The sequence below is a fragment of the Rhizobium sophoriradicis genome (genome assembly GCF_003939025.1).
GTDB classification, from domain to species: domain Bacteria; phylum Pseudomonadota; class Alphaproteobacteria; order Rhizobiales; family Rhizobiaceae; genus Rhizobium; species Rhizobium sophoriradicis.
The window spans coordinates 85,461-105,565 of sequence record NZ_RQIH01000014.1 but is presented as its reverse complement, the minus strand read 5'-3'; the positions used below and the strand labels follow the sequence as shown (position 1 = coordinate 105,565).

17 protein-coding genes are annotated in these 20,105 nt (G+C 63.3%); 9 read left to right on the top strand and 8 right to left on the bottom strand.

The window, feature by feature from the left end:
* The first annotated feature begins 3 nt into the window (after positions 1 to 3).
* Together dmeF and bla are read left to right on the top strand one after the other, a co-directional pair.
* Positions 4 to 1,017, top strand: coding sequence for a CDF family Co(II)/Ni(II) efflux transporter DmeF (gene dmeF / locus EFR00_RS23180; protein WP_077994792.1), 1,014 nt, complete (start codon positions 4 to 6; stop codon positions 1,015 to 1,017).
* Positions 1,018 to 1,100: 83 nt separating this feature from the next.
* On the top strand, positions 1,101 to 1,991 hold the full coding sequence (gene bla, locus EFR00_RS23175) for a class A beta-lactamase (protein WP_077994793.1): 891 nt from the start codon (positions 1,101 to 1,103) through the stop codon (positions 1,989 to 1,991).
* Positions 1,992 to 2,204: 213 nt separating this feature from the next.
* Here bla and EFR00_RS23170 read toward each other — a convergent pair whose 3' ends face one another.
* The gene (locus EFR00_RS23170; RefSeq protein ID WP_077994794.1) at positions 2,205 to 4,544 is read right to left on the bottom strand and encodes a glucose/quinate/shikimate family membrane-bound PQQ-dependent dehydrogenase; all 2,340 of its coding nucleotides are present in this window, start codon (positions 4,542 to 4,544) and stop codon (positions 2,205 to 2,207) included.
* 174 nt (positions 4,545 to 4,718) lie between these two features.
* Positions 4,719 to 6,221, bottom strand: coding sequence for a protein adenylyltransferase SelO (locus tag EFR00_RS23165; protein WP_077994856.1), 1,503 nt, complete (start codon positions 6,219 to 6,221; stop codon positions 4,719 to 4,721).
* Positions 6,222 to 6,458: 237 nt separating this feature from the next.
* Here EFR00_RS23165 and EFR00_RS23160 point away from each other — a divergent pair, with 237 nt between their 5' ends.
* Positions 6,459 to 7,910 carry an MFS transporter gene (locus EFR00_RS23160; protein WP_077994795.1) on the top strand — a complete coding sequence of 484 codons (1,452 nt, stop codon included), beginning with the start codon at positions 6,459 to 6,461 and terminating at the stop codon, positions 7,908 to 7,910.
* 277 nt (positions 7,911 to 8,187) lie between these two features.
* On the opposite strand, the gene EFR00_RS23155 is transcribed toward EFR00_RS23160, so the two are convergent.
* Positions 8,188 to 9,135 carry a homocysteine S-methyltransferase family protein gene (locus tag EFR00_RS23155; protein WP_077994796.1) on the bottom strand — a complete coding sequence of 316 codons (948 nt, stop codon included), beginning with the start codon at positions 9,133 to 9,135 and terminating at the stop codon, positions 8,188 to 8,190.
* 216 nt (positions 9,136 to 9,351) lie between these two features.
* Here EFR00_RS23155 and EFR00_RS23150 point away from each other — a divergent pair, with 216 nt between their 5' ends.
* Positions 9,352 to 9,981 (top strand): TetR/AcrR family transcriptional regulator, encoded by a 630-nt coding sequence (locus tag EFR00_RS23150; protein WP_077994797.1) that lies wholly within the window; start codon positions 9,352 to 9,354, stop codon positions 9,979 to 9,981.
* A gap of 6 nt (positions 9,982 to 9,987) precedes the next feature.
* Here the strand turns inward: EFR00_RS23150 and EFR00_RS23145 are convergent, their stop codons facing one another.
* Positions 9,988 to 10,503 carry a DUF1697 domain-containing protein gene (locus EFR00_RS23145; RefSeq protein ID WP_077994798.1) on the bottom strand — a complete coding sequence of 172 codons (516 nt, stop codon included), beginning with the start codon at positions 10,501 to 10,503 and terminating at the stop codon, positions 9,988 to 9,990.
* Positions 10,504 to 10,728: 225 nt separating this feature from the next.
* Positions 10,729 to 12,837, bottom strand: a complete 2,109-nt coding sequence (locus tag EFR00_RS23135) for a S9 family peptidase (RefSeq protein WP_077994800.1) — start codon at positions 12,835 to 12,837, stop codon at positions 10,729 to 10,731.
* 243 nt (positions 12,838 to 13,080) lie between these two features.
* Between EFR00_RS23135 and EFR00_RS23130 the strand changes: the two genes are divergently transcribed.
* Together EFR00_RS23130 and EFR00_RS23125 are read left to right on the top strand one after the other, a co-directional pair.
* Positions 13,081 to 13,470 (top strand): DUF930 domain-containing protein, encoded by a 390-nt coding sequence (locus EFR00_RS23130; protein WP_010059182.1) that lies wholly within the window; start codon positions 13,081 to 13,083, stop codon positions 13,468 to 13,470.
* Between the two features lie 91 nt (positions 13,471 to 13,561).
* Positions 13,562 to 14,350: a polysaccharide deacetylase family protein gene (locus EFR00_RS23125; protein ID WP_077994801.1), complete on the top strand. Its 789-nt coding sequence runs from the start codon at positions 13,562 to 13,564 to the stop codon at positions 14,348 to 14,350.
* Positions 14,351 to 14,581: 231 nt separating this feature from the next.
* Here the strand turns inward: EFR00_RS23125 and EFR00_RS23115 are convergent, their stop codons facing one another.
* Both EFR00_RS23115 and EFR00_RS23110 read right to left on the bottom strand, forming a co-directional pair.
* Entirely contained in the window at positions 14,582 to 15,874 is a 1,293-nt protein-coding gene (locus EFR00_RS23115; RefSeq protein ID WP_077994802.1) for an NAD(P)/FAD-dependent oxidoreductase, read from the bottom strand.
* Between the two features lie 19 nt (positions 15,875 to 15,893).
* Positions 15,894 to 17,063 (bottom strand): AI-2E family transporter, encoded by a 1,170-nt coding sequence (locus EFR00_RS23110; protein ID WP_010057635.1) that lies wholly within the window; start codon positions 17,061 to 17,063, stop codon positions 15,894 to 15,896.
* Positions 17,064 to 17,280: 217 nt separating this feature from the next.
* Here EFR00_RS23110 and EFR00_RS23105 point away from each other — a divergent pair, with 217 nt between their 5' ends.
* Positions 17,281 to 17,664: a hypothetical protein gene (locus EFR00_RS23105; RefSeq protein WP_077994803.1), complete on the top strand. Its 384-nt coding sequence runs from the start codon at positions 17,281 to 17,283 to the stop codon at positions 17,662 to 17,664.
* An 11-nt stretch (positions 17,665 to 17,675) separates the two neighbouring features.
* Here EFR00_RS23105 and EFR00_RS23100 read toward each other — a convergent pair whose 3' ends face one another.
* Positions 17,676 to 18,629 (bottom strand): VOC family protein, encoded by a 954-nt coding sequence (locus EFR00_RS23100; protein WP_183738100.1) that lies wholly within the window; start codon positions 18,627 to 18,629, stop codon positions 17,676 to 17,678.
* 189 nt (positions 18,630 to 18,818) lie between these two features.
* On the opposite strand from EFR00_RS23100, the gene EFR00_RS23095 reads away from it, so the two are divergent.
* Positions 18,819 to 19,238, top strand: a complete 420-nt coding sequence (locus tag EFR00_RS23095) for a universal stress protein (protein WP_077994805.1) — start codon at positions 18,819 to 18,821, stop codon at positions 19,236 to 19,238.
* Positions 19,239 to 19,400: 162 nt separating this feature from the next.
* On the top strand, positions 19,401 to 20,069 hold the full coding sequence (gene trhA, locus EFR00_RS23090; protein WP_077994806.1) for a PAQR family membrane homeostasis protein TrhA: 669 nt from the start codon (positions 19,401 to 19,403) through the stop codon (positions 20,067 to 20,069).
* Positions 20,070 to 20,105: the final 36 nt, after the last annotated feature.

Here is a 20,105-nt window from a genome sequence, read left to right as displayed (position 1 = left end):
GGAATGAATGCCGGGATCGGGAAAGCCCAGATGACCGCCCTCGAACACGATCACGTCTTCCTCGGCGCCGACCATCAGCGCAATGAGCTGCGGATCTGGCTGGTGATCGGACTGACGACGCTGATGATGGTGGCCGAAATCTTCGCCGGCACGATCTACGGCTCCATGGCCCTCGTGGCCGATGGCTGGCACATGTCGACCCATGCCAGCGCGCTGCTGATTTCGGCGCTCGCCTATCTCTTCGCCCGCCGTCAGGCGCGCAATCCGCGCTTCACTTTCGGCACCGGCAAGCTCGGCGATCTCGCCGGTTTTGCCAGCGCCATCATTCTTGCTTTGATTGCTTTGCTGATGGCATGGGAGAGCTGGCTGCGGCTTGTAAATCCGGTGCCGATCGGCTTTGCCCAGGCGATTGCGGTCGCGGTGATCGGCCTTGCCGTCAATCTCGCCAGTGCCTGGCTGCTCGCCGGCGGCGGCCACGACCACGGTCATCACGCTCATCACGGGCATGGCCATCACGGACATGACCATCACGGGCATAGCCATCGGGGCCATCACGATCACGGGCATGGCGACCATGCCCACCACGGTAAAACCGGCGACAACAATATCCGCGCCGCCTATCTGCATGTCGTCGCCGACGCGCTGACCTCCGTGCTTGCCATCGCGGCGCTGACGCTCGGCAGCCTCTATGGCTGGCTCTGGCTCGATCCGATCATGGGCATAGTCGGCGGCCTTGTTATCGCCAACTGGTCCTGGGGCCTGATGAAATCCTCGGGCGGCGTCCTTCTCGACGTCGTCCCGCACGGCGAGACGCTGCCGGTTGACATTCGCGAGGCGATCGAGACGGAGGAAGACCGGATCACCGATCTGCATGTCTGGCAGGTCGGCCCCGGCCATCACGCCGCCATCGTCGCCGTCCTCACCCCCGAGCCGCGCGATCCGGCCTTCTACAAGGCTCGGCTTTCGGCGCTGTCGGAATTGTCGCATGTGACGGTCGAGGTGACGCGGGCGGCATAATTCCAGTGCGGACGCCGCCGCAATGACGAGATGCCGCCGCAATCGCGCCTTAGCTCTGTCCTCCTCACCGCCGGAGGAATTTCATGGATCTCAGCCTTACCCGCCGCATGCTGATCGGCTCGGCTTTGTGCCTGCCTGCCCTCACGTTTCCCGTCAATGCCGAGGAGAAGAGCGAGGAGGGCGACGACAATGTCGAGCGCCGCCTGGCCGAGCTGGAAAAACGCACCGGCGGGCGCCTCGGCGTCTCGGTGCTCGACACCCAGACCAGCATCTCCTTCGGCTATCGCGGCAGCGAAGCCTTTCCGATGTGCAGCACCTTCAAGGCGCTGGCCGCCGGCTTCGTGCTGGCCCGCGTTGACAAGGGTGACGAGAGCCTCGACCGGCGGGTGACCTACGGCAAGGACAAGCTTGTCGACTATTCGCCGATCAGCGAAAAACACGCAGGCGCCGACGGCATGACGATCGCCGAACTCTGCGATGCGGCGGTGACGGTCAGCGACAACACCGCCGGCAACCTGCTGCTCGAAAGTTTTGGCGGTCCGGCCGCATTGACCGACTGGCTGCGCTCGATCGGCGACGGCACGACGCGTCTCGACCGCACCGAACCGACGCTGAACGAGGGCCGGAAGGGCGATCCGCGCGACACGACCACCCCGGATGCGATGCTCGATACGCTCGGCAACCTGACGCTCGGCTCGGTGCTGACCGAAGCCTCCTGCGACAGGCTGATCAACTGGCTGGTGGCAAGCACGACAGGCAAGGAGCGGCTGAGAGCCGGCCTGCCGGCCGATTGGAAGGTCGGCGATAAGACCGGCACCGGCCCGAACGGCTCCCTCGGCGACATCGCCGTCATCTGGCCCCCCGACCGCGGCCCGATCGTCGCCGCCGTCTATATCGCCGAGGCGACCGTGCCGGTGAAGGAGCTGAACCCGGTCTTTGCCGAGGTGGGACGGATGATTGTGGAGATGGTTTGAAATAGGAAAGATGCGACGGCTGTCCGGAGTGCGGGTGAAAACCCCTCCCCACAAGGGGGAGGGGCTAAGCTGCGGCGCGCTCCCGCACCAAAATGCGCTGCCACATGCGGTATCGTCAGAAATGAAATGTGACGGGCGCGGCACGGTAGCTTCTCCCCCTTGTGGGGAGGGGTTGGGGAGGGGTCTTTCTCCGAAGGAACGGCAACTCCTCCATCACGGCAGCGTATAAGCAATCACATAATCACCGGGCTTGGTGCCCACCGAGCCGTGGCCGCCGGCGACCATGACGACATATTGTTTGTTGTCGTCAGTCGTATAGGTCATCGGCGTCGCCTGGCCGCCGGCGGGAAGCCGCGCCTGCCAGAGTTCTCGGCCATTTGTCACGTCATAGGCGCGCAGGTAGTTGTCGACGGCGGCGCTCAAGAAGGCGACGCCGCCTTTGGTCAGCATCGGCCCGCCAATGCCGGGCACGCCCACCTTGAAGGGCAGCGGAAGCGGCGTCATGTCGTGCACGGTGCCGTTTTTGTGCATATAGGCGATCTTGCCGGTGCGCAGATCGACGCCCGTGACATAGCCCCATGGCGGCGCCTGGCAGGGGATCTGCAGCGGGCCGAGGAAGGGGCCCATGAAGACTCCGTAGGGCGCGCCGTCATTGCGGTTGAGCCCCTGTTCGCTGCCCTTCTCGTCCTGGCCGCGTGGCGGAATCTCGGCAGCCGGCACCAGGCGCGAGGTGAAGGCGAGATAGGTCGGCATGCCGAACATGATCTGCCGTTCCGGATCCACCGCGACGCTGCCCCAGTTGAAGGTGCCGAAATTGCCGGGATAGACGATCGTCCCTTCGAGTGACGGCGGCGTATAGCGGCCCTCATAGCGGTAGCGGTGAAAATCGATGCGGCAGACGAGCTGGTCGAACAGCGACACCCCCCACATGTCCTTTTCCTTGAGCGGTTCGGGCGAAAAGGTGAGGTCGGAGATCGGCTGGGTCGGCGAGGTATGATCGCCCGAGATCGCGCCGCCGGGGGCCGGGATTTCCTTGACCGGGATGATCGGCTCGCCGCTGCGCCTATCGAGCACGTAGAGATCGCCCTGCTTGGTCGGGCCGACCAGGGCGGGAACGACGCTGCCATCTTCTTTCGTCAGGTCGATCAGTGCCGGCTGGGCCGGGACATCCATGTCCCAGAGATCGTGATGCACGGTCTGGCGCACCCAGCGCAGCTGGCCGGTGGCGATATCGAGGGCGACGATCGAGGAGGAGAATTTCTCGACATTGTCGCTGCGGTTGATGCCGAGCTGGTCGGGCACCTGATTGCCGAGTGGGATGTAGACCATGCCGAGCGCCTCGTCGACGCTGAAGACCGACCAGCTGTTCGGCGAATTGGTCGTGTAGGTCTGGCCGGCCGCGATCGGCGTCGTCACATCGGGATTGCCGGAATCCCAGTTCCAGACCAGAGCGCCGGTCTTGATGTCGAAGGCGCGGATGACGCCCGACTGCGCCTGCGTGGAGTAATTGTCGTTCACCGCCCCGCCGATGATGATCTTGCCGGCCACCGCGACCGGCGGCGAGGTGGAATAATAATAGCCGGCCGGGTTGAAGCGCATGCCGGTTTCGAGATGCAGTACGCCCTGATCGGCAAAGCTGGTGCACACCTTCCCGTCCGCAGCGTCGAGCGCGATCAGCCGGGCATCCGAGGTCGGCAGATAGACGCGCTCGGCGCAGGGCTGGCCGGCGGCGACTTCAGGATCGGCATAATAGGTGACGCCGCGGCAGGTCTGGTGCTGCCGGTTGGGGTTCATGCCGGAATTGGAGTCATATTTCCATTTCTCCTTGCCGGTCTTGGCGTCGAGCGCGATCGCCCAGTTATGCGGCGTGCAGAGATAGAGCGTGTCCTTCACCTTGAGCGGCGTCACCTGATAGGTGGTCTCGCTGATGTCCTCCGGCCTTTTGACGTCGCCGGTCTGATATCGCCACGCCTCTTTGAGGGTGGAGACGTTTTCGGCAGTGATCTGGTCGAGCGGCGAATAACGCTGGCCGAACGGCGTGCGGCCGTACTGATGCCATTCTCCATCCGGCACGCTGCCGCCGAAGGCGGGGCTGGCCACGACCTCATCCCTAGGCAGGTCGCCGGCAAGATCGTGCGGATCCGTCGTCATCGAATAGAGGGCGACGGCGATGGCGAGAACAACGGGCACGGCAAGCGGCCAGGGGTTGGCGCCGTAGGTTATGCCCGTCGGGCTGCGAAAGCCGAGCGGCCGGCGGATCCACGGCGTCAGCAGCCAGAGCCCGAGCAGGATGATCATGCCGCCGCGCGGTCCGAGCTGCCACCAGTCGAAACCGACCTCCCACACCGCCCAGGCGAGTGCTGCGACGACGAGCACCGCATAAACCCAGAGCGCCACCGCCTTGCGCATCAGCAGCAGGCCGGCGGTGATCAGAAACATCAGGCCGGCGAACAGATAGAAGAGGCTGCCGCCGAGCGTGACGAGCCAGAACCCGCCGCCACCGAGCGCCAGCCCGATGATGATGAAGAGGATGGAGGTGATAACGATCGCCATAAGGCTGTCTCCCGTTGAGGTCCGCCGGGTGAAGGAGGGGCGGAAAAGCCCCACCGGTCAGCCAGATAGCGCGAGAGAGATGCCTTTCAACGGCTGCATTTGCCGCAGCGTGAAATCACGGTCCGGTTGTAGGAATGCCGGCCGCCGGCTCGAACGATAGGGATTTAATCGTGCTCACGTCCCGCAGAAAGTCGCGAGCACCCGCTCGTGCGGCTTCGGCGGCTCGCTATAGGGGGCAAAATCCGGCTGGTCGTCGTAGGGATTGGCGAGCACCCTCAGCAGCGCCTCGAACAGCGAGAAATCGCCGTTCTCGACCGCTGCCTCGATCGCCTGTTCGACCCGGTGATTACGCGGAATGAAGGCCGGATTGACGCTGCGCATGGCGGCTGCGCGCTCGCCGTCGCTTTGGCGATCGCGTGACAGCCGCTCGCGCCATTGCGCAAGCCAGGTGCCGCAGGAATCCGGCTCTCGGAAGCTCGCGGCGAAGGCTGTCTCCAGGGCGTCATCGCCGGTCAGATCCGACAGCCGCCGGAAGGTCAGGGTAAAATCGGCGCCCTGCGCCTGCATCAGTGAGAGCAGCGCTTGCACCAGTTCGAGATCGCCGTCCTCTTTGCCGGCGAGGCCGATCTTCGCCCGCATACCGGCCAGCCAATGCGCCTGGAACCGCTCGCCATAAGCCCGGATCACGCCATTCGCCTTATCGACTGCGCCGTGGGGCTCGGCGTCGATCAGCGGCAGCAGCGTTTCGCCGAGCCGCGCGAGGTTCCATTGGCCGATGGCCGGCTGGTTGGCATAGGCGTAACGGCCATGCTGGTCGATCGACGAGAAGACGGTCGCCGGATCATAGGCATCCATGAAGGCGCAGGGGCCGAAATCGATCGTCTCACCGGAGATCGTCATATTGTCCGTGTTCATCACCCCATGGATGAAGCCGACATGCAGCCAGCGGGCGATCAGCGCCGCCTGGCGCTCGGAGACTGCCTCGAACAGCGCGAGATAGGGATTGTCGGCTTCTTTCAGGGTGGGGTAATGCCGGTCGATGACATAATCGGCAAGCGCCCGCACGCCGTCGGTATCGCCCCTGGCGGCGAAGAACTGGAATGTACCGACCCTGATATGGCTGGCTGCGACCCGGGTGAAGACGGCGCCCGGCAGCACCTCTTCGCGGTAGACCGGCTCGCCCGTCGTCACCGCCGCCAGCGCTCGCGTCGCCGGAATGCCGAGCGCAAACATAGCCTCGCTGATCATGTATTCCCTGAGCACCGGTCCGAGCGCCGCCCGCCCGTCGCCGCGGCGCGAAAAGGGCGTCGGTCCGGCGCCTTTCAACTGGATGTCGAAACGCCTGCCGCTCCGGTCGACCACTTCGCCGAGCAGGATCGCCCGGCCGTCGCCGAGCTGCGGCGAGAAGCCGCCGAACTGATGGCCGGCATAGGCCATGGCCAGCGGTTGCGCCCCTTCGGGAACGAGATTGCCGGAAAAGATCGCCGCGCCGTCGCGCCGCAGCGTCTCGACGTCGAGCCCGAGCTCGGCGGCCAGCGGTTCGTTGAGCTTGATCAGCCACGGCTCCGCCACGGGCGTCGGCACTTGCGCCGCAAAAAAGCGTTGCGGCAGGCCGGCATAGCTGTTGTCGAAGGCGAAGGCCGCACCGGGCCGGTTTTTCTCGAGGGCGGAGGTCATGACTGATAGGTAGGGCCGGGTGGCCTGCGGCGCAAGCTCTTCACGAAGCATGAGGCCGATGCAAGCAAACGTGATGTGCTTTTCTCTCTCGTCAAAGCTGCTTTGCTATAAAGGACATAGCGCCGCCATGATCGCGGGCGTATACCAGATCGTCTCCCCTTGGCATTACGCCATGTCATCCCCCGCGGCCTTGCAGCCTCGTGTGCTCCGCCGCGCCACCGCGAGTGATCCCGGACGATGTCGGATCAGATTTACCAGGCGCCTATGGTTCGGCGCGCCGCGCCCAATTTCCGGGTGATCGCGATGATCGTCGCGAGTGCGATGCTGATGGAAAATATCGATGCGACCGTGCTGGCGACGGCGCTGCCGACCATGGCGCGCGACTTCGCGGTCAGCGCCCCGGCCATGTCGATCGCTCTCACCTCCTATCTCCTCAGCCTGGCGATCTTCATTCCCGCGAGCGGACGGATGGCCGACAGTTTCGGTTCCCGCACCGTGTTCCGCGCGGCAATCGCCGTTTTCGTCATCGGCTCCATCCTCTGCGCCTTAGCGCCGACGCTGTCCTTCCAGGTGCTGGCGCGACTGCTGCAGGGCCTGGGCGGCGCAATGATGATGCCGGTCGGCCGCCTCGTGCTTATGCGCAGCGTCGACCGCAAGGATATGGTCAGCGCCATGTCCTGGCTGCTGGTGCCGGCGCTGATCGGCCCGATCGTCGGCCCGCCGCTCGGCGGCTTCTTCGTCACCTATCTCGACTGGCGCTGGATCTTCTACATCAACGTGCCGATCGGCATCATCGGCATGATCTTCGTCTCGATCTATATCGACGAGGTCAAAGGCAAGGCGAGCGGTCCCTTCGATACGATCGGCTTCGTGCTCTCGGGCCTCTCGCTCGGCTCGCTGCTTTTCGGCTTCGAAATGTCGAGCCATGAAGGCGAGGGCGCCTTCTCGCTCTTCCTGATCGCCGTCGGCCTCATCTTCGGCATCGCCTATCTCAGGCATGCCCGCCGGCATCCGTCGCCGATTCTGGATTTCTCGCTGATGAAGGTGCCGAGCTTCGGCACTTCGGTCATAGCCGGTTCGCTGACCCGCATCACCCAGGGCGCACAGCCCTTCCTGCTGCCGCTGCTCTTCCAGATCGGCTTCGGCCTGTCGGCCGCCGCCGCCGGCCAGATCGTCATCGCCACAGCACTTGGTGCGCTCGCCATGAAGCCGATGGCAAAATTCGTCTTCAGCCGGCTCGGCTTCCGCCGCAGCCTCGTCCTCAACGGCATCTTCGGCACGGTCGGTTACGGCCTCTGCGCCGCCTTCCGGCCGGACTGGCCGATGCCGCTCATCTTCATCGTGCTGATACTCAGCGCCTTCTTCCTGTCGTTCCAGTTCACCGCCTATAACACGATTGCCTATGACGAGATCGACAAGGAGCGGATGAGCTCGGCCACGAGTTTCTACACCACCTTCCAGCAGCTGATGCTGTCGCTCGGCATCTGCATCGGTGCCTTGGCGCTGCACGGCTCCATGGCCTTCAACAATGTCGAAACGCCGTCGCTCGACGATTTCTCCACCGCCTTCGTCGTCGTCACGCTCATCTCGATCACCGCGACCTTCTGGAACTTGCGTTTCTCCGCGACCGCCGGCGAGGAGATCAGCGGCTACAAGGCCAAACAGACGAAAGACGCGGTCGGAGACTGACGCCCTCAGCCTTCTTGACGCAGATCGGCAATGAACTGGTCTCTCTGGCCTTGTGCCGTAGCAGCCCCCCTCTGCCCTGCCGGGCATCTCCCCACAGGCGGGGAGATCACAAGCGGATTGAACTTCCTACTCATCTACCGTTTCGTCGTGCTGGACGCTCATTGTTTGGGGAAGCCAGTGAGCCCAGCCCATCTCCCCACCTGTGGGGGAGATGCCCGGCAGGACAGAGGGGGGCACACATGGCACGCCGTAGCCGGATACAGGCCTCCTACCGCTGTCATGCCGCCTGCGGCAGGCATGCCTCACAGATCGCCGCGACATGGCGGTGGTCGGTGCCGCAGCAGCCGCCGAGCACGCGCACCGCCGGCATGCGGCCGATGAGCTTGCGGTAGCGGCTGCCGAGATCCTCGGGATCGCCCGCATCCAGCGTCTCGCTATTGTCCAACTGCTCGTGGCTCATGGTAGAGGCGTTGGCGCGAATGCCGGAAATGCGCTTTGCCCAGGCGCTGCCGGGATCGAGTGCACCTTCGAAATGCGAGGGATGGGCGCAGTTGATCATGTAATAGGCCGGCGCCCCGCCGGTCGCCGCATCCGTGGTCTCGATGGCATCCTGAAGGCTGCGACCCGTCACCAGTCTGCCATCCGTCTCCAGCGTGAAGGAGATGGCCGAGGGCATGTTGAACGACTGTGCCGCCCGCGCCACGCCGATCGCCTCGTCAATATTGGTCAGCGTGAAGGCGGTCACCATGTCGGCCTCGGTGCCGGCGAAAGCCCCGATCTGGAAAGCGTGGTAGTCTTCCGCTTCGGCGGCATCCATGCTGCCCGCCTTATAGCCGTCGCCGCGCGGGCCGATCGCGCCGCTGATGACGATCGGCTGCTCCGGCCGCTCATAGGCGCTGCGTAACCCGACGAGCAGGTCGACGGCTTCCTCGTTGGCCGCCTTCAGGGCGTCAGCGGTATAGCCGAGCTTCTGCCCCCAGTCCGGATTGGCGCGCCATGTCGCGGTGTCGAGCACGAAGCCCGTGCCGTGCCGCCGCGCGATATCGAGATAACGGCGATAGTAATTCCGCATCCGCTGGCGCCCGTCTTCGGAAGCCAGCAATATGAAAGCAGCGAAATGCGGAAGCTCGATGCCTTCTTGAAAGATCATCGTCGTTTCCATGCCGCCATCGGTAATGAAGGTGCCGCCTTTGAGCTGCGGCAGACCGTTTCTGTACTTTGCCATTGTTGAAGCCTTTTCCTCGCGGCAGCCGAACAGCTGTCGTCGAACGAAGTTCTCGCGCTTAATCGGCTGCCAAACTAGGCGACTTGCGGTATACTGCCGGCGGTTTTGGCTTTTGCCGGTTAATATCAATCGCTTGGCGCAACCGAAGCTTCCGGGGACGCAGGCAAGTTCTGACCGTGCGCCGATCAAAACTGTACCGCCGGTACAGGAGGGGATATGCGAAAGGGCGAGGAAACCAGGACCCGCATCCTCGATGTGGCCGAGGCGGCTGTGTTGCAGAAGGGGTTCGGCGGCACCTCCATCGAGGAGCTGATTGCCGAGACCGGCATCACCAAGAGCGGCTTCTTCTATCATTTCAGGGACAAGAACGAGCTCGCCAAGGCCCTGCTCAACCGCTACATCGAAAATGACGAGCGCATCTACGACGAGATCTTCAGCCGCGCTAGGGATCTGGTGGACGATCCGCTGCAATCCTTCCTGCTCGGGCTGAAGCTGCTGTCCGAATTGCTCTCCGACCTGCCGAACGGCCATCCCGGCTGCCTTGTGGCGACCGTCTGCTATTACGAGCGGCTGTTCGACCGGGAAATACAGGAGACCAACCGCAATGCGGTGCTTGCCTGGCGGCGGCGTTTCGGCCGCATGCTTCGCGATATCATGGAGGTCTATCCGCCGCGCGAACCCGTCAATATCGACCAGCTCGCCGATATGGTGTCCTCAGTCCTTGAAGGCGGCATCGTCCTGTCGAAGACACTGAAGGAGCCGAACACGCTGGCCGAACAGGTGCTGATGCTGAGGACTTTCGTAAAGATGCTCTTCCTGCCGGCTGCGGAAATGCCGAGAGCCTAGCTGCCGTTAACGTTCCATCGCTGCGGCCAGTTCCGCGAGCTTGCGCACGGTATTGAGATTGCGCGAGGTCGCTGGTTTCAGCGCCGGCAGCTTCAGCTTCGAGCGGCCGGAGCCATTGGGGTAGTGCACATAGATTTCGCGGGCCGCGAGTTTCGCTTCCTCGCCATCGGGCGCCATATTTTCGAGTGCATCGGCAAGGGCTCTTTCGGGCAGGAAATAGACGAGCAGGAAGTTCGGTTTGGCGTCGGGGAAGGGTGCGTCGGCGACGATCGCGTCGAGCTCCTTCCGGGTTCGCACCATCACGCCTGGCCGCTTGCCCATCGTCTTGCCGAGGGCTGCGTCGAGCTTTTCCTCCACCGCCGTTTCGGATTCATCCGAGCGGAAGAGCACATTGCCGCTCTGGATATAGGTTTTGACATCCGTGAAGCCGAGCTCTTCGCAGATTGTTTTCAATTCGGTCATCGGCAAGGCGCCGGTGCCGCCGACGTTTACGGCGCGGAGGAGGGCGATGTAGATGGGCATTTCCTTCTCCTTTGACCGTTGTGCCGTGCCGCCCCCTCTGCCCTGCCGGGCATCTCCCCCACAGGTGGGGAGATTGGCTGGGCTTGCTGGCTTCCCAAACAACCAGCGACGCGGCTGGGCGAAACGGTAGAGAGGCGGGAAGGTTTGGCCACTTGCCGATCTCCCCGCCTGTGGGGGAGGTGCCCGGCAGGGCAGAGGGGGCGACCACGGCACCCCCCTAAAAATTCACATCTTCCCCGCCACCTTGATCGCAAACGCATACTCAAACGCAATCTCTTCCAACCGCTGGAAACGCCCGGACGCGCCGCCATGGCCGGCATCCATATTGGTCTTGAGCAGGATCGGCGCCGCGCCGGTCGTCTGCTCACGCAGCTTCGCCACCCATTTGGCCGGCTCCCAATAGGTGACGCGCGGGTCGGTCAGGCCGCCTAGCGCCAGGATCGGCGGGTAGGCTTTGGGGCCGACATTGTCATAGGGCGAATAGGCGGCGATCTGCTCGTATTCTTCGCGGCTGTCGATCGGGTTGCCCCATTCCGGCCATTCCGGCGGCGTCAGCGGCAAGGTGTCGTCGAGCATGGTGTTGAGCACGTCGACGAAGGGAACGGCGGCGATGATGCCGGCGAATTTTTCCGGCGCCATGTTGGCGACGGCGCCCATCAGCATGCCGCCGGCCGAGCCGCCCTCAGCGATGATCTTCGCGTAAGAGGTGAACTTCTGTTGATTCAGATAATCGGCCGCGGCGACGAAGTCCTTGAAGCTGTTCGTCTTCTTGTCCATCTTGCCGTCTTCGTACCAGGCAAAGCCCTTGTCCTTGCCGCCGCGGATATGGGCGATGGCATAGACGAAGCCGCGGTCGGCGAGCGACAGGCAATTGGTGTTGAAGCCGGCCGGAATGGTGATGCCGTAGGCGCCGTAGCCATAGAGCAGGCAGGGGGCGCTGCCGTCGAGCGGCATGTCCTTGCGGTAGAGCAGGGTGACCGGCACGGTCTCGCCATCCCAGGCGGGGGCGAAGACCCGGCGGGTGACGTAGTCTTCGGGATTGTGGCCCGACGGCACTTCCTGCGTCTTCAAGAGCGTGCGCTCGCGCGTCACCATGTTGTAGTCGTAGAGCTGCGATGGCGTCGTCATCGAGGAATAGGAGAAGCGGATGACATCCGTGTCGTATTCCGCAGCACCCGACAGCCCCAGCGAATAGGCTTCCTCGGCAAAGGCGATCGCGTGTTCCTCACCGGTCGACCGGTCGCGGATGATAATCCGCGGCAGCCCGTCCTTGCGCTCCAGCCACAGGAGATGGCGGGCATAGGCCATGTGGCTGATGATCAGCGTGCCGGGCTTATGGGGAACCACTTCGCGCCAGTTTTCCTTGCCCGGATTGTCCATAGGCGCTTCCATGATCTTGAAATCCTTGGCGCCGCCGTCATTCGTCAGAATATAGAAGACGTCTCCGCCCTCGGTCATCGAATATTCGATGCCTTCCTCGCGCGCCGCCACCAGCTTCGGCTCGGCTGTCAGATCCCTGGTCGACAGCAGCCGGTATTCGCTGGTCTCGTGGTCGTGGATGTCGATATAGATGAAATCGTCGAGCAGCGAGCCGCCGACGCCCATGAAGAAGCCGGCATCGGTTTCCTCATAGACCAGCCGGTCTTCCGACTGCGGCCGGCCGACAATATGGTGGAACACTTTCGAGGGCCGGTGGTTCTCGTCGAGCGCCGAATAGAAGAAGCTCTTACCATCGGGCGCCCAGACGCCGCCGCCGCCGGTATTCTCGATCACGTCGTCGAGATCCTGGCCGGTCGAGAGGTCGCGCACCTTCAGTGTGAAGAATTCCGAGCCCTTATCGTCATAACCCCAGATGCCGCGGCCGTGGTCGCTCGAGTGGTCGAGGCCGGCGAGGCGGAAATAGGCTTTGCCCGTTGCCTCCTTGTCGCCGTCCAGCAGCACCATGCGGATCGTCTCGTCGGCGACATCGCCGTCGCGGGGGATGCGGAAGTAGCGCGGCTGCTCGCCGCCGGTCACGTAGGATGTGCCGTAGGCATAGGCGTCGTCCTTCACCGGCACCGAGCTGTCGTCTTCCTTGATGCGGCCGCGCATTTCGGAAAACAGCACCTTCTGCAGCGGTTTGGTGTCTTCCATCGCCGCATTCATATAGGCGTTTTCAGCTTCGAGATGCCGGCGGATCTCGGGATCGAGGATCGAGGGATCCTTGAACATCGCTTGCCAGTTGTCGGCGCGCAGCCAGGCATAATCGTCCGTGCGGGTAATGCCGTGGCGCGTATCGGAGACGGGCTTCTTCGGGGCGGCAGGCGGTGTCGGCAGGTTCTTGAAAACGGACAAGGAATTGGCTCCGGTGGGAAGGTCGGGTTGGCAAGAGATAGAGGCGCACCGGTTCCGGATCAAGCGCCAAGGGGGAAGGGGGCCTTCCACAGACAAGGCGACGGCTTGTCTCGCCCTGCCTTGATGTCACCACAAAGTTTAAGAAAGTCCGCTATCGCTGCATGAAAGTTACACCTGCCAAGCCCCTGGCAACCCGCCTGTGGCAGGGTGAAGAATGGACAACAGTAAGGGATTTTCTCCGCAATGCCGAAACGTCTGCTCCTGTTTGTATCCCTGGCCGCTCTTGCCGCCCCCGCCTTTGCCGTCGATCCCGCCATCAAGAAGCAGCTGGAGAAACTCGATCCCTCGACCCGCCTGGAGCAGAGCTGCGACACCGAGGCGATGAGCCGCATCAACCAGGACAGCACCGGCTTCAAGCCCGACAAGGTGATCGCCTATACCTTCAAGGATCCGATCGCCGGCGACAATTCGCTGCAGGCGCCGGGCGCGGTCTTCCGCAGCAAGGGCGATTGGTACCATCTCTCCTACACCTGCATCACCGGTCCGCAGCATATCAACGTGCGCCAGCTCGATTACCAGATCGGCGACAAGGTGCCGCGCGAGAAGTGGGAAAAATATTATCTCTACGATTGATCGCCTGTCGCCTTGGCTGCGCTGACCGGCCACATGGTGGTGGACGAATGCCGTCGCTAAACTCGGCCGATCGAATCGTAGAAGTCCTTCCATGAACCGCATCTTGCTTGCTTCGCCGTTTCTTCTGGCCGGCCTCACCACGCTATGCGCGGCCGAAACGCCGCTGCTGCCGGCTGCCGGCGCTCCGGTCATCAAGGGTCCGGCGGTAAAGCTCGTCGAGCCGCATCTGCATATTGCCCGCTCCAACATCGCAGGCCATGCCCGCATTGCGCTGACCTTCGATGCCTGCATGGGCCAGGCGGACGAGCGCATCATGTCGACGCTGGTGCGCGAGCGCATTCCCGCGACGATCTTCGTCACGGCCCGCTGGCTGAAGCGCAACCCCGCCGCGCTCGCCGTCTTCCTGCAGAACCCCGACCTGTTCGAACTCGAAAATCATGGTGAGAACCACATTCCCGCCGTCGATACGCCGACTCGGGTCTATGGCATAGCGTCCGCCGGCTCGCCGCAGGCCGTCCGACAGGAAGTCGAAGGCGGCGCTGCCGCCATGCTCGCATCCGGCATTCCCGCACCGCACTGGTTCCGCGGCTCGACCGCCAAATATGACCTTTCGGCAATCGGCGAAATCCGCGCCCTCGGCTACCGCATCGCCGGTTATTCGGTGAACGGCGACGGCGGCTCGCTGCTCGGCGCTGCAATCACCGAAAAGCGCATCGCCTCGGCCAAGGACCGTGACGTCGTCATCTCCCACATCAACCAGCCGACCCATGCGGCGGGCGAGGGGGTAGCAAAGGCGCTGGTCGATCTGAAGGTGAAGGGCACGGAGTTTGTTCGCCTCGATGATGTCGATGATATGGGGGATGATCGCACGACGGAGTAGTTCGCTATTGAAGGTGTGCCGTGGCCGCCCCCCTCTGCCCTGCCGGGCATCTCCCCCACAGGTGGGGAGATTGGCAAGTAGCCAAGCCTTCGGCCTCTCTACCGTTTTGCCGAGCCGCGATGCCAGTTGTTTGGGGAGGTCACCAAGTCCAGCCGATCTCCCCCCTTGTGGGGGAGATGCCCGGCAGGGCAGAGGGGGGGCGGCCACGGCACGACAGCCACTACAAGGCCTCTACCGCAGTTCACTCCCCGCTCGCGCCCTATCTTCCCCAAACCGCCGCAGCCCCGGCCCGTCGCGATCGAGCGCGAAATCCTCGAACCAGTCGCGATGCATGCCGGCAATCATCGCGCCGATCATCTGGGCAGCGAGATAGGAAAGGGTAATGCCGTTGCCGCCGTAGCCATAGGCGGCGAACACATGCGGCATGCCGGGTGCCGGGCCGATCAGCGGCAGGCCGTCGGCGGTTTCGCCGAAGGTTCCGCCCCAGGCATGGGCGATGCGGGTGTCGGCCCTCGGCCAGAGCCGCTGCATCTTCGCCTGAATCACACGGATCTTCGCCGGCAGCTTCCGCTCGCGCACCGCAGCATTGACGGTGCCGTCGTCTTCACCACCGGCGACGATGCGGTGATCCGCTGTCGTGCGCATGTAGAGATAGGGATGGCTGTCCTCCCAGATCAGCGCCCTGTCGCGCCAGAGCCTTGCCGGGTTTTGGGGCACGGTGGCGAACGCCCAGCTCGAACAGACGCGGTGCAGCTTCGGCATCTCGAGACCCGGCATCGAATAGCCGGTCGCCAGCACAAGATGGCGCGCTTGGATGACATGGCCTCCGTCGGTTTCGGCAGTGACGTGGTCGCCGTCGCTGTGCAGCGCTGTCACCGAAGCCTTGAGCAACTGCGCGCCGCGCCGCACAGCGATCGCGATCAGCGCCCAGGTGAGCAGCAACGGATCGGCTTCCGCCGAACCCGGCGAATAGATCGCGCCATCGCGATCGAGCTCGAACTGGGTGAAGAGATCGGGATGTTCGAGATAGACGCCGGGCAGGCCGGCCCGGCGGCGCAGCTGGCGCTCCGCCTGCAGGTCGCGGGCACCTTCCTGATTGGCGGCGAGATAGAGCGTGTTGCGCGGCCGAAAACCACAGGCGATGCCGTTTGCGGCGATCAACTTGGCAAGGCCGGCGACGGCAGCGGCGCTGCGGCGATAAATGCCGGCCGCACGCTCGAAGCCATACCAGGTCTCCAGCTCGCTGAGCGTGCTGTCGATTTCCCATTGCAGCATCGCCGTGCTGGCGGCGGTGCTGCCAAAGTCCGGTTCCTCCCGGTCGACGACAACAACGGAAAAGCCCCGCGCCGTCAGATGTTCTGCGATCAGCGCACCGGTGATGCCGCCGCCGATCACTGCCACATCGGCAGCAATGCTCTGCTCGATCGGCCGCCACTCCGGACGGATGGCATTCCTCCCCCAAAGCGAACAGCCGCTGACCATCTGGTCATGATCGGATTCGTCGAGGTCGGGATCAGATGCCAACGGATGTCTCCTTGCTTGATCACTTCGGCAATTGCGGCTGCGGTCGTTCCTCGATCAACAACTCCTCGATAATGGTCATGACGATCAACGACAGCGGCAGCGCCAGCATCGCTCCGACCGCACCCCACATCCACGTCCAGAACAGGATGGCGATGAAGACGATGAAGGGGTTGATTTCGAGCCGTCGCCCCATCACCGCCGGGAAGATGATGTTTTCCATGACGAGATGCACCGTGAAGAAGGCGGCGGCAGGCATCAGGCCGACGATGAAGCCGTCATATGTGATGATGCCGGCGATGGCGACGGACAGCGTCATCAGCGTGATGCCGAGATAAGGAATGAAGCTCGACAGGAAGGCGAAAAAGCCCCACAGCACCGGCGCCGACAACCCACTCGCATAAGCGATAATGGTCATGACGATGCCAAGCCCGACATAAATCAGCGAGGCGGTGGCAAAGTAGAAGCCGAGCACCTGTTCGACGGCATTGATGATGCGGATCGCGGCCAGCCGCTGCGGGCGGGTGCGGAAGGTCATGATGATCGTCTTGCGCAGATTGACCCGGCTGGCGAGGAAGAGCAGCAGCGCAGCGAAAAAGATCAGCCCCTGCACCAGCGCCGGCGTCAGGCTCGTGGTCACCACATGCAGGACGTTGCCGGTGTTTTCGAGCAGCGCACCGATTGACATCGGCCCGCTTTCGAATGTCGCCGGCGTGATGTGCAACCATTCGATGCGCTCCAGATAAGGCATGATACGGCTGATCGTGCGCTCGACAAAAGCCGGCGCTTCATTGGCAAGCGTCGTCAGCGGATCCGCAAGCGAGTTGGCCAGCAGCGCGATGACAAGAGCGACCCCGCTTGACAGCAGAAAGGCGTTGGCGAGCCGCGGCACTCCCATCTTGCTCAGATTTTCGGCGGCGAGGCCGAGGATCATGCCGACGACCACCGCAAGCGTGATGGGGATAAGGATCAGCGACATCATATAGACGGCCGCCAGCCCGAGGATGGCGAAGATGCCGATGATCGCCCAGGCCGTGCTGATATCCAGCCCGTCCTTTTCCACACGACGCACCGGCGCAGGTGGTGGCAGCTCCTCCGCCGCCTCCTGCAATGTCTTTGCCCAGGTGCTGGTGCGGCGTTCGCCGTCGGCGATCTTCTTTGCCTGTTTGCGGATGCCGTTGGCGATGCCCATGCGGTGAGGTCCCCGAAGCCCCATTGCTTCGCCACAAGAACGCGCTGCTTCGGTTCCGGTTCCGCAAGGTCACCGCGATGGCGCAAATGGCGCCCGTTGCAGGCGTGCGCGGTCAGGCGAGAGAACCTCCGCCCCGCGCCGGCAAGCAAGCGAGTTGAATTGCATCGCCGGAACAAGCTTGCAGTGGCGGGCGTTCGACGTTGGAAGGAGATAGCTCATGACCGAAGATCCCGATCGGACGAAAACCACCAAGACCTATTCGACCAATCCCCCTTACGCCGACGAGAGCAGCCTGAAAGCCGCCGACCAACGGCGTTGGTGGGCCTGGACGGTCCTCGCGGCAGGCGCGGCCGTTCTCATCATTGCCGGCGTCAGTGTTGCGATCTGGCCCGACCCCGACAATAACGATCCGACGGCGACGGCGTCGACGAAACCGGATCCGATCAATACGCAACCGTCCGGTCCCGGCACGTTCAACGATGACCCGGTCTCCGGCCCTGCACGGCCGCCGGAAGCAACAGACCGTTCGCCGGCGCCGAGTGGCAACGGCGGCGGGCCGACGGGGGTGACGACGCCATTGGGAACCGAGAAGGTCCAATAGCGTCTCCCGGTTCAGGCCGACAGCGTCAGGCCGATGCCCCAGGGATCCCGGAGGAAAACGCCGCCATCGCGCTTCTCGCTGTTGATCTCCAGTGCGTCGAGCTTAGAGACCGCCGCATCGAGCGTCGCCTTGTCGTTGAAGCGGATCTTGTAATCGGACAGGCCGGTCATATTGTCGGCGCGCGGGCCCGCACCCCGGCTGTTCCAGATATTGGCGGCGAGATGGTGGTGATAGCCGCCGGTCGCAAAGAAGCTCGCGCCGGGATAGCGGGCCATCAGCTTCAGGCCGAGCACGTCGCGATAGAAGGCGTCGGCCTGCGGGATATCGCCGACCTGCAGATGCAGATGGCCGATCGCCGTCCCCTGCGCCATGCCGTCCCAGCGATCGTCCGGCGCGCTGTCGTAAAGCGCCTGCAGGTCGAGACGCTGCGTCGCCATCTCCACCATGCCGTCCTGATGAAACTTCCATCCCTTGTGCGGCCGGTCGGCATAGATTTCGATGCCGTTGCCTTCCGGGTCTGAAAGATAGATCGCCTCGCTGACGAGATGGTCGGAAGCGCCGTCAAGCACGACATTGTTATGCGCCGCATGCCGCAGCCAGCGCGCCAGTTCGGTGCGGTCCGGCATCAGGAAGGCGGTGTGGAACAGGCCGGCGGCGTTTCGCGGCGCGACGGCGGCATTGCCGGCGGTCGTCAGCGTCAGCAGCGGCTGCCCGCCGACGCCAAGGACTTCGCCGCTTGCCGTCTTTTCGATGACTTTCAGGCCGAGCATCGACTGATAAAAGCCGGACACAAGCGCAAGGTCTCGGACGACGAGATGCGATTGGTCGATATAGGCAGGCCGCGTCAGCGCATAGGATGTCTCGGTCGTCATGAATAATTCTCCTGCCTCTGAAATTGAAGGCGCACCGGCGGTGGCGGCAACCATGCCGCCTGTAGCAAACCCGAGAAAGTGTCGCCGGTTCATTCGCCTGATCTCCTCGGGTTGCCGTACTTGACCTCTATATGGCTCATCTGGATTGTTCACAGAAGGCTCGTTTTTGAGGATGAAGCGTTGAGCAGCTGTTGACGATGACGCGAGCCGGCCTTGATCGGAGTCAATGCGCCCATATCTTTATTAGAGCAAGCTTATGCATCTCAGTCATGGAGGGAAGCCATGTACAGGAAGATTATCGTGGCGATCGCGCTCGGCCGCCTCGACAGGGGAGAGAACATTCTTCGCAAGGCCGCGTCGCTGCTCGATGACGGCGGCGAGATCGTCGCCCTCAACGTCGTCGAGGATGTGCCGACCTATGTCGCGATCGAGCTCCCGGCCAATATGCTCGAGGACGCATTGAAGGACAGTCGCGACAAGTTGGAAGGGCTGGTTGCTACCACCGGAATTGCGGCAAGGATCGACATCCGCAACGGTCCGCCGGCCAAGGCCATTATCGCGGCCGCCGAAAGCCATGGCGCCGACCTCATCATCCTCGCCTCGCATATTCCGGATTTTTCCAACTACTTTATCGGCGCCACGGCCGACCGCGTCGTGCGTCACGCCAAGTGCTCAGTGCTAGTCGAGCGGCAGAAGATCTGAATCTGCGCCGCTCCGTTTTCCGAGTGCTCTTTCGCGCCGTCGAGGCGGGGAAGATGTCGTGCGGTCTGTCACGAAGATTTACCGCTGGCGCGACGTGCCGCTGTTGCGCCGCCATCGGTTCAATGCGACCATCACCATCGGGCACGAAACGGATTGGCGCGCATGGCTGAGTTCAACGGCATTCGCTGGGCTTACGACAGATATGAGCTGATCGCCGATGGCATCGTCCATGGCGTCGGCCTCGTGCTGGCGCTGATCGGCGCCACCGTTCTGATCTTCTACGCCACGGTCTGGAGCTCCTATGGCGCACTCGCCGCCGCCTGGATCTATGGCGTCGGACTGGTGCTGACGCTTGCCATTTCCTTTTCCTACAATCTCTGGCCGGTCTCGCGCACGAAATGGTTCCTGCGCCGCTTCGATCATTCGGCGATCTTCATCCTGATCGCCGCCACCTATACACCCTTCCTCCAACGCGGCGCGGACGATCCGCTGCTCTTGTACATGCTGGTGGCGATCTGGCTGTTCGCCGTCGTCGGCATCGTCCTGAAATGCGCCTTTCCCGGCCGCTACGACCGTCTCGCCATCCTGCTTTACCTCGCCATGGGCTGGAGCGGCGTGCTGGTCGCCGGGCCTGTCTCCGCGCGCATCCCCTCCGCCTCGATGCTGCTGATCGTCATCGGCGGCGTCCTCTACTCGCTCGGCGTCATCTTTCATGTCTGGGAGAAACTGCGCTTCCAGAATGCCATCTGGCATGGCTTCGTCGTCATCGCCGCGGCCGTGCATTATTCGGCGGTGTTCACCTGTTTCAGCCTGTCGGCATCGGGTTTCTGAACGGCGGCCGGGCGCAACCGTCCCGCAACCGCGGTC

Excerpts from the sequence above, each read along its gene's own strand:
- dmeF (WP_077994792.1), top strand. The coding sequence starts at position 4 with ATGAATGCCGGGATCGGGAAAGCCCAGATGACCGCCCTCGAACACGAT.
- bla (WP_077994793.1), top strand. The coding sequence starts at position 1,101 with ATGGATCTCAGCCTTACCCGCCGCATGCTGATCGGCTCGGCTTTGTGC.
- EFR00_RS23170 (WP_077994794.1), bottom strand. The coding sequence starts at position 4,544 with ATGGCGATCGTTATCACCTCCATCCTCTTCATCATCATCGGGCTGGCG.
- EFR00_RS23165 (WP_077994856.1), bottom strand. The coding sequence starts at position 6,221 with ATGACCTCCGCCCTCGAGAAAAACCGGCCCGGTGCGGCCTTCGCCTTC.
- EFR00_RS23160 (WP_077994795.1), top strand. The coding sequence starts at position 6,459 with ATGTCGGATCAGATTTACCAGGCGCCTATGGTTCGGCGCGCCGCGCCC.
- EFR00_RS23155 (WP_077994796.1), bottom strand. The coding sequence starts at position 9,135 with ATGGCAAAGTACAGAAACGGTCTGCCGCAGCTCAAAGGCGGCACCTTC.
- EFR00_RS23150 (WP_077994797.1), top strand. The coding sequence starts at position 9,352 with ATGCGAAAGGGCGAGGAAACCAGGACCCGCATCCTCGATGTGGCCGAG.
- EFR00_RS23145 (WP_077994798.1), bottom strand. The coding sequence starts at position 10,503 with ATGCCCATCTACATCGCCCTCCTCCGCGCCGTAAACGTCGGCGGCACC.
- EFR00_RS23130 (WP_010059182.1), top strand. The coding sequence starts at position 13,081 with ATGCCGAAACGTCTGCTCCTGTTTGTATCCCTGGCCGCTCTTGCCGCC.
- EFR00_RS23125 (WP_077994801.1), top strand. The coding sequence starts at position 13,562 with ATGAACCGCATCTTGCTTGCTTCGCCGTTTCTTCTGGCCGGCCTCACC.
- EFR00_RS23110 (WP_010057635.1), bottom strand. The coding sequence starts at position 17,063 with ATGGGCATCGCCAACGGCATCCGCAAACAGGCAAAGAAGATCGCCGAC.
- EFR00_RS23105 (WP_077994803.1), top strand. The coding sequence starts at position 17,281 with ATGACCGAAGATCCCGATCGGACGAAAACCACCAAGACCTATTCGACC.
- EFR00_RS23100 (WP_183738100.1), bottom strand. The coding sequence starts at position 18,629 with ATGAACCGGCGACACTTTCTCGGGTTTGCTACAGGCGGCATGGTTGCC.
- EFR00_RS23095 (WP_077994805.1), top strand. The coding sequence starts at position 18,819 with ATGTACAGGAAGATTATCGTGGCGATCGCGCTCGGCCGCCTCGACAGG.
- trhA (WP_077994806.1), top strand. The coding sequence starts at position 19,401 with ATGGCTGAGTTCAACGGCATTCGCTGGGCTTACGACAGATATGAGCTG.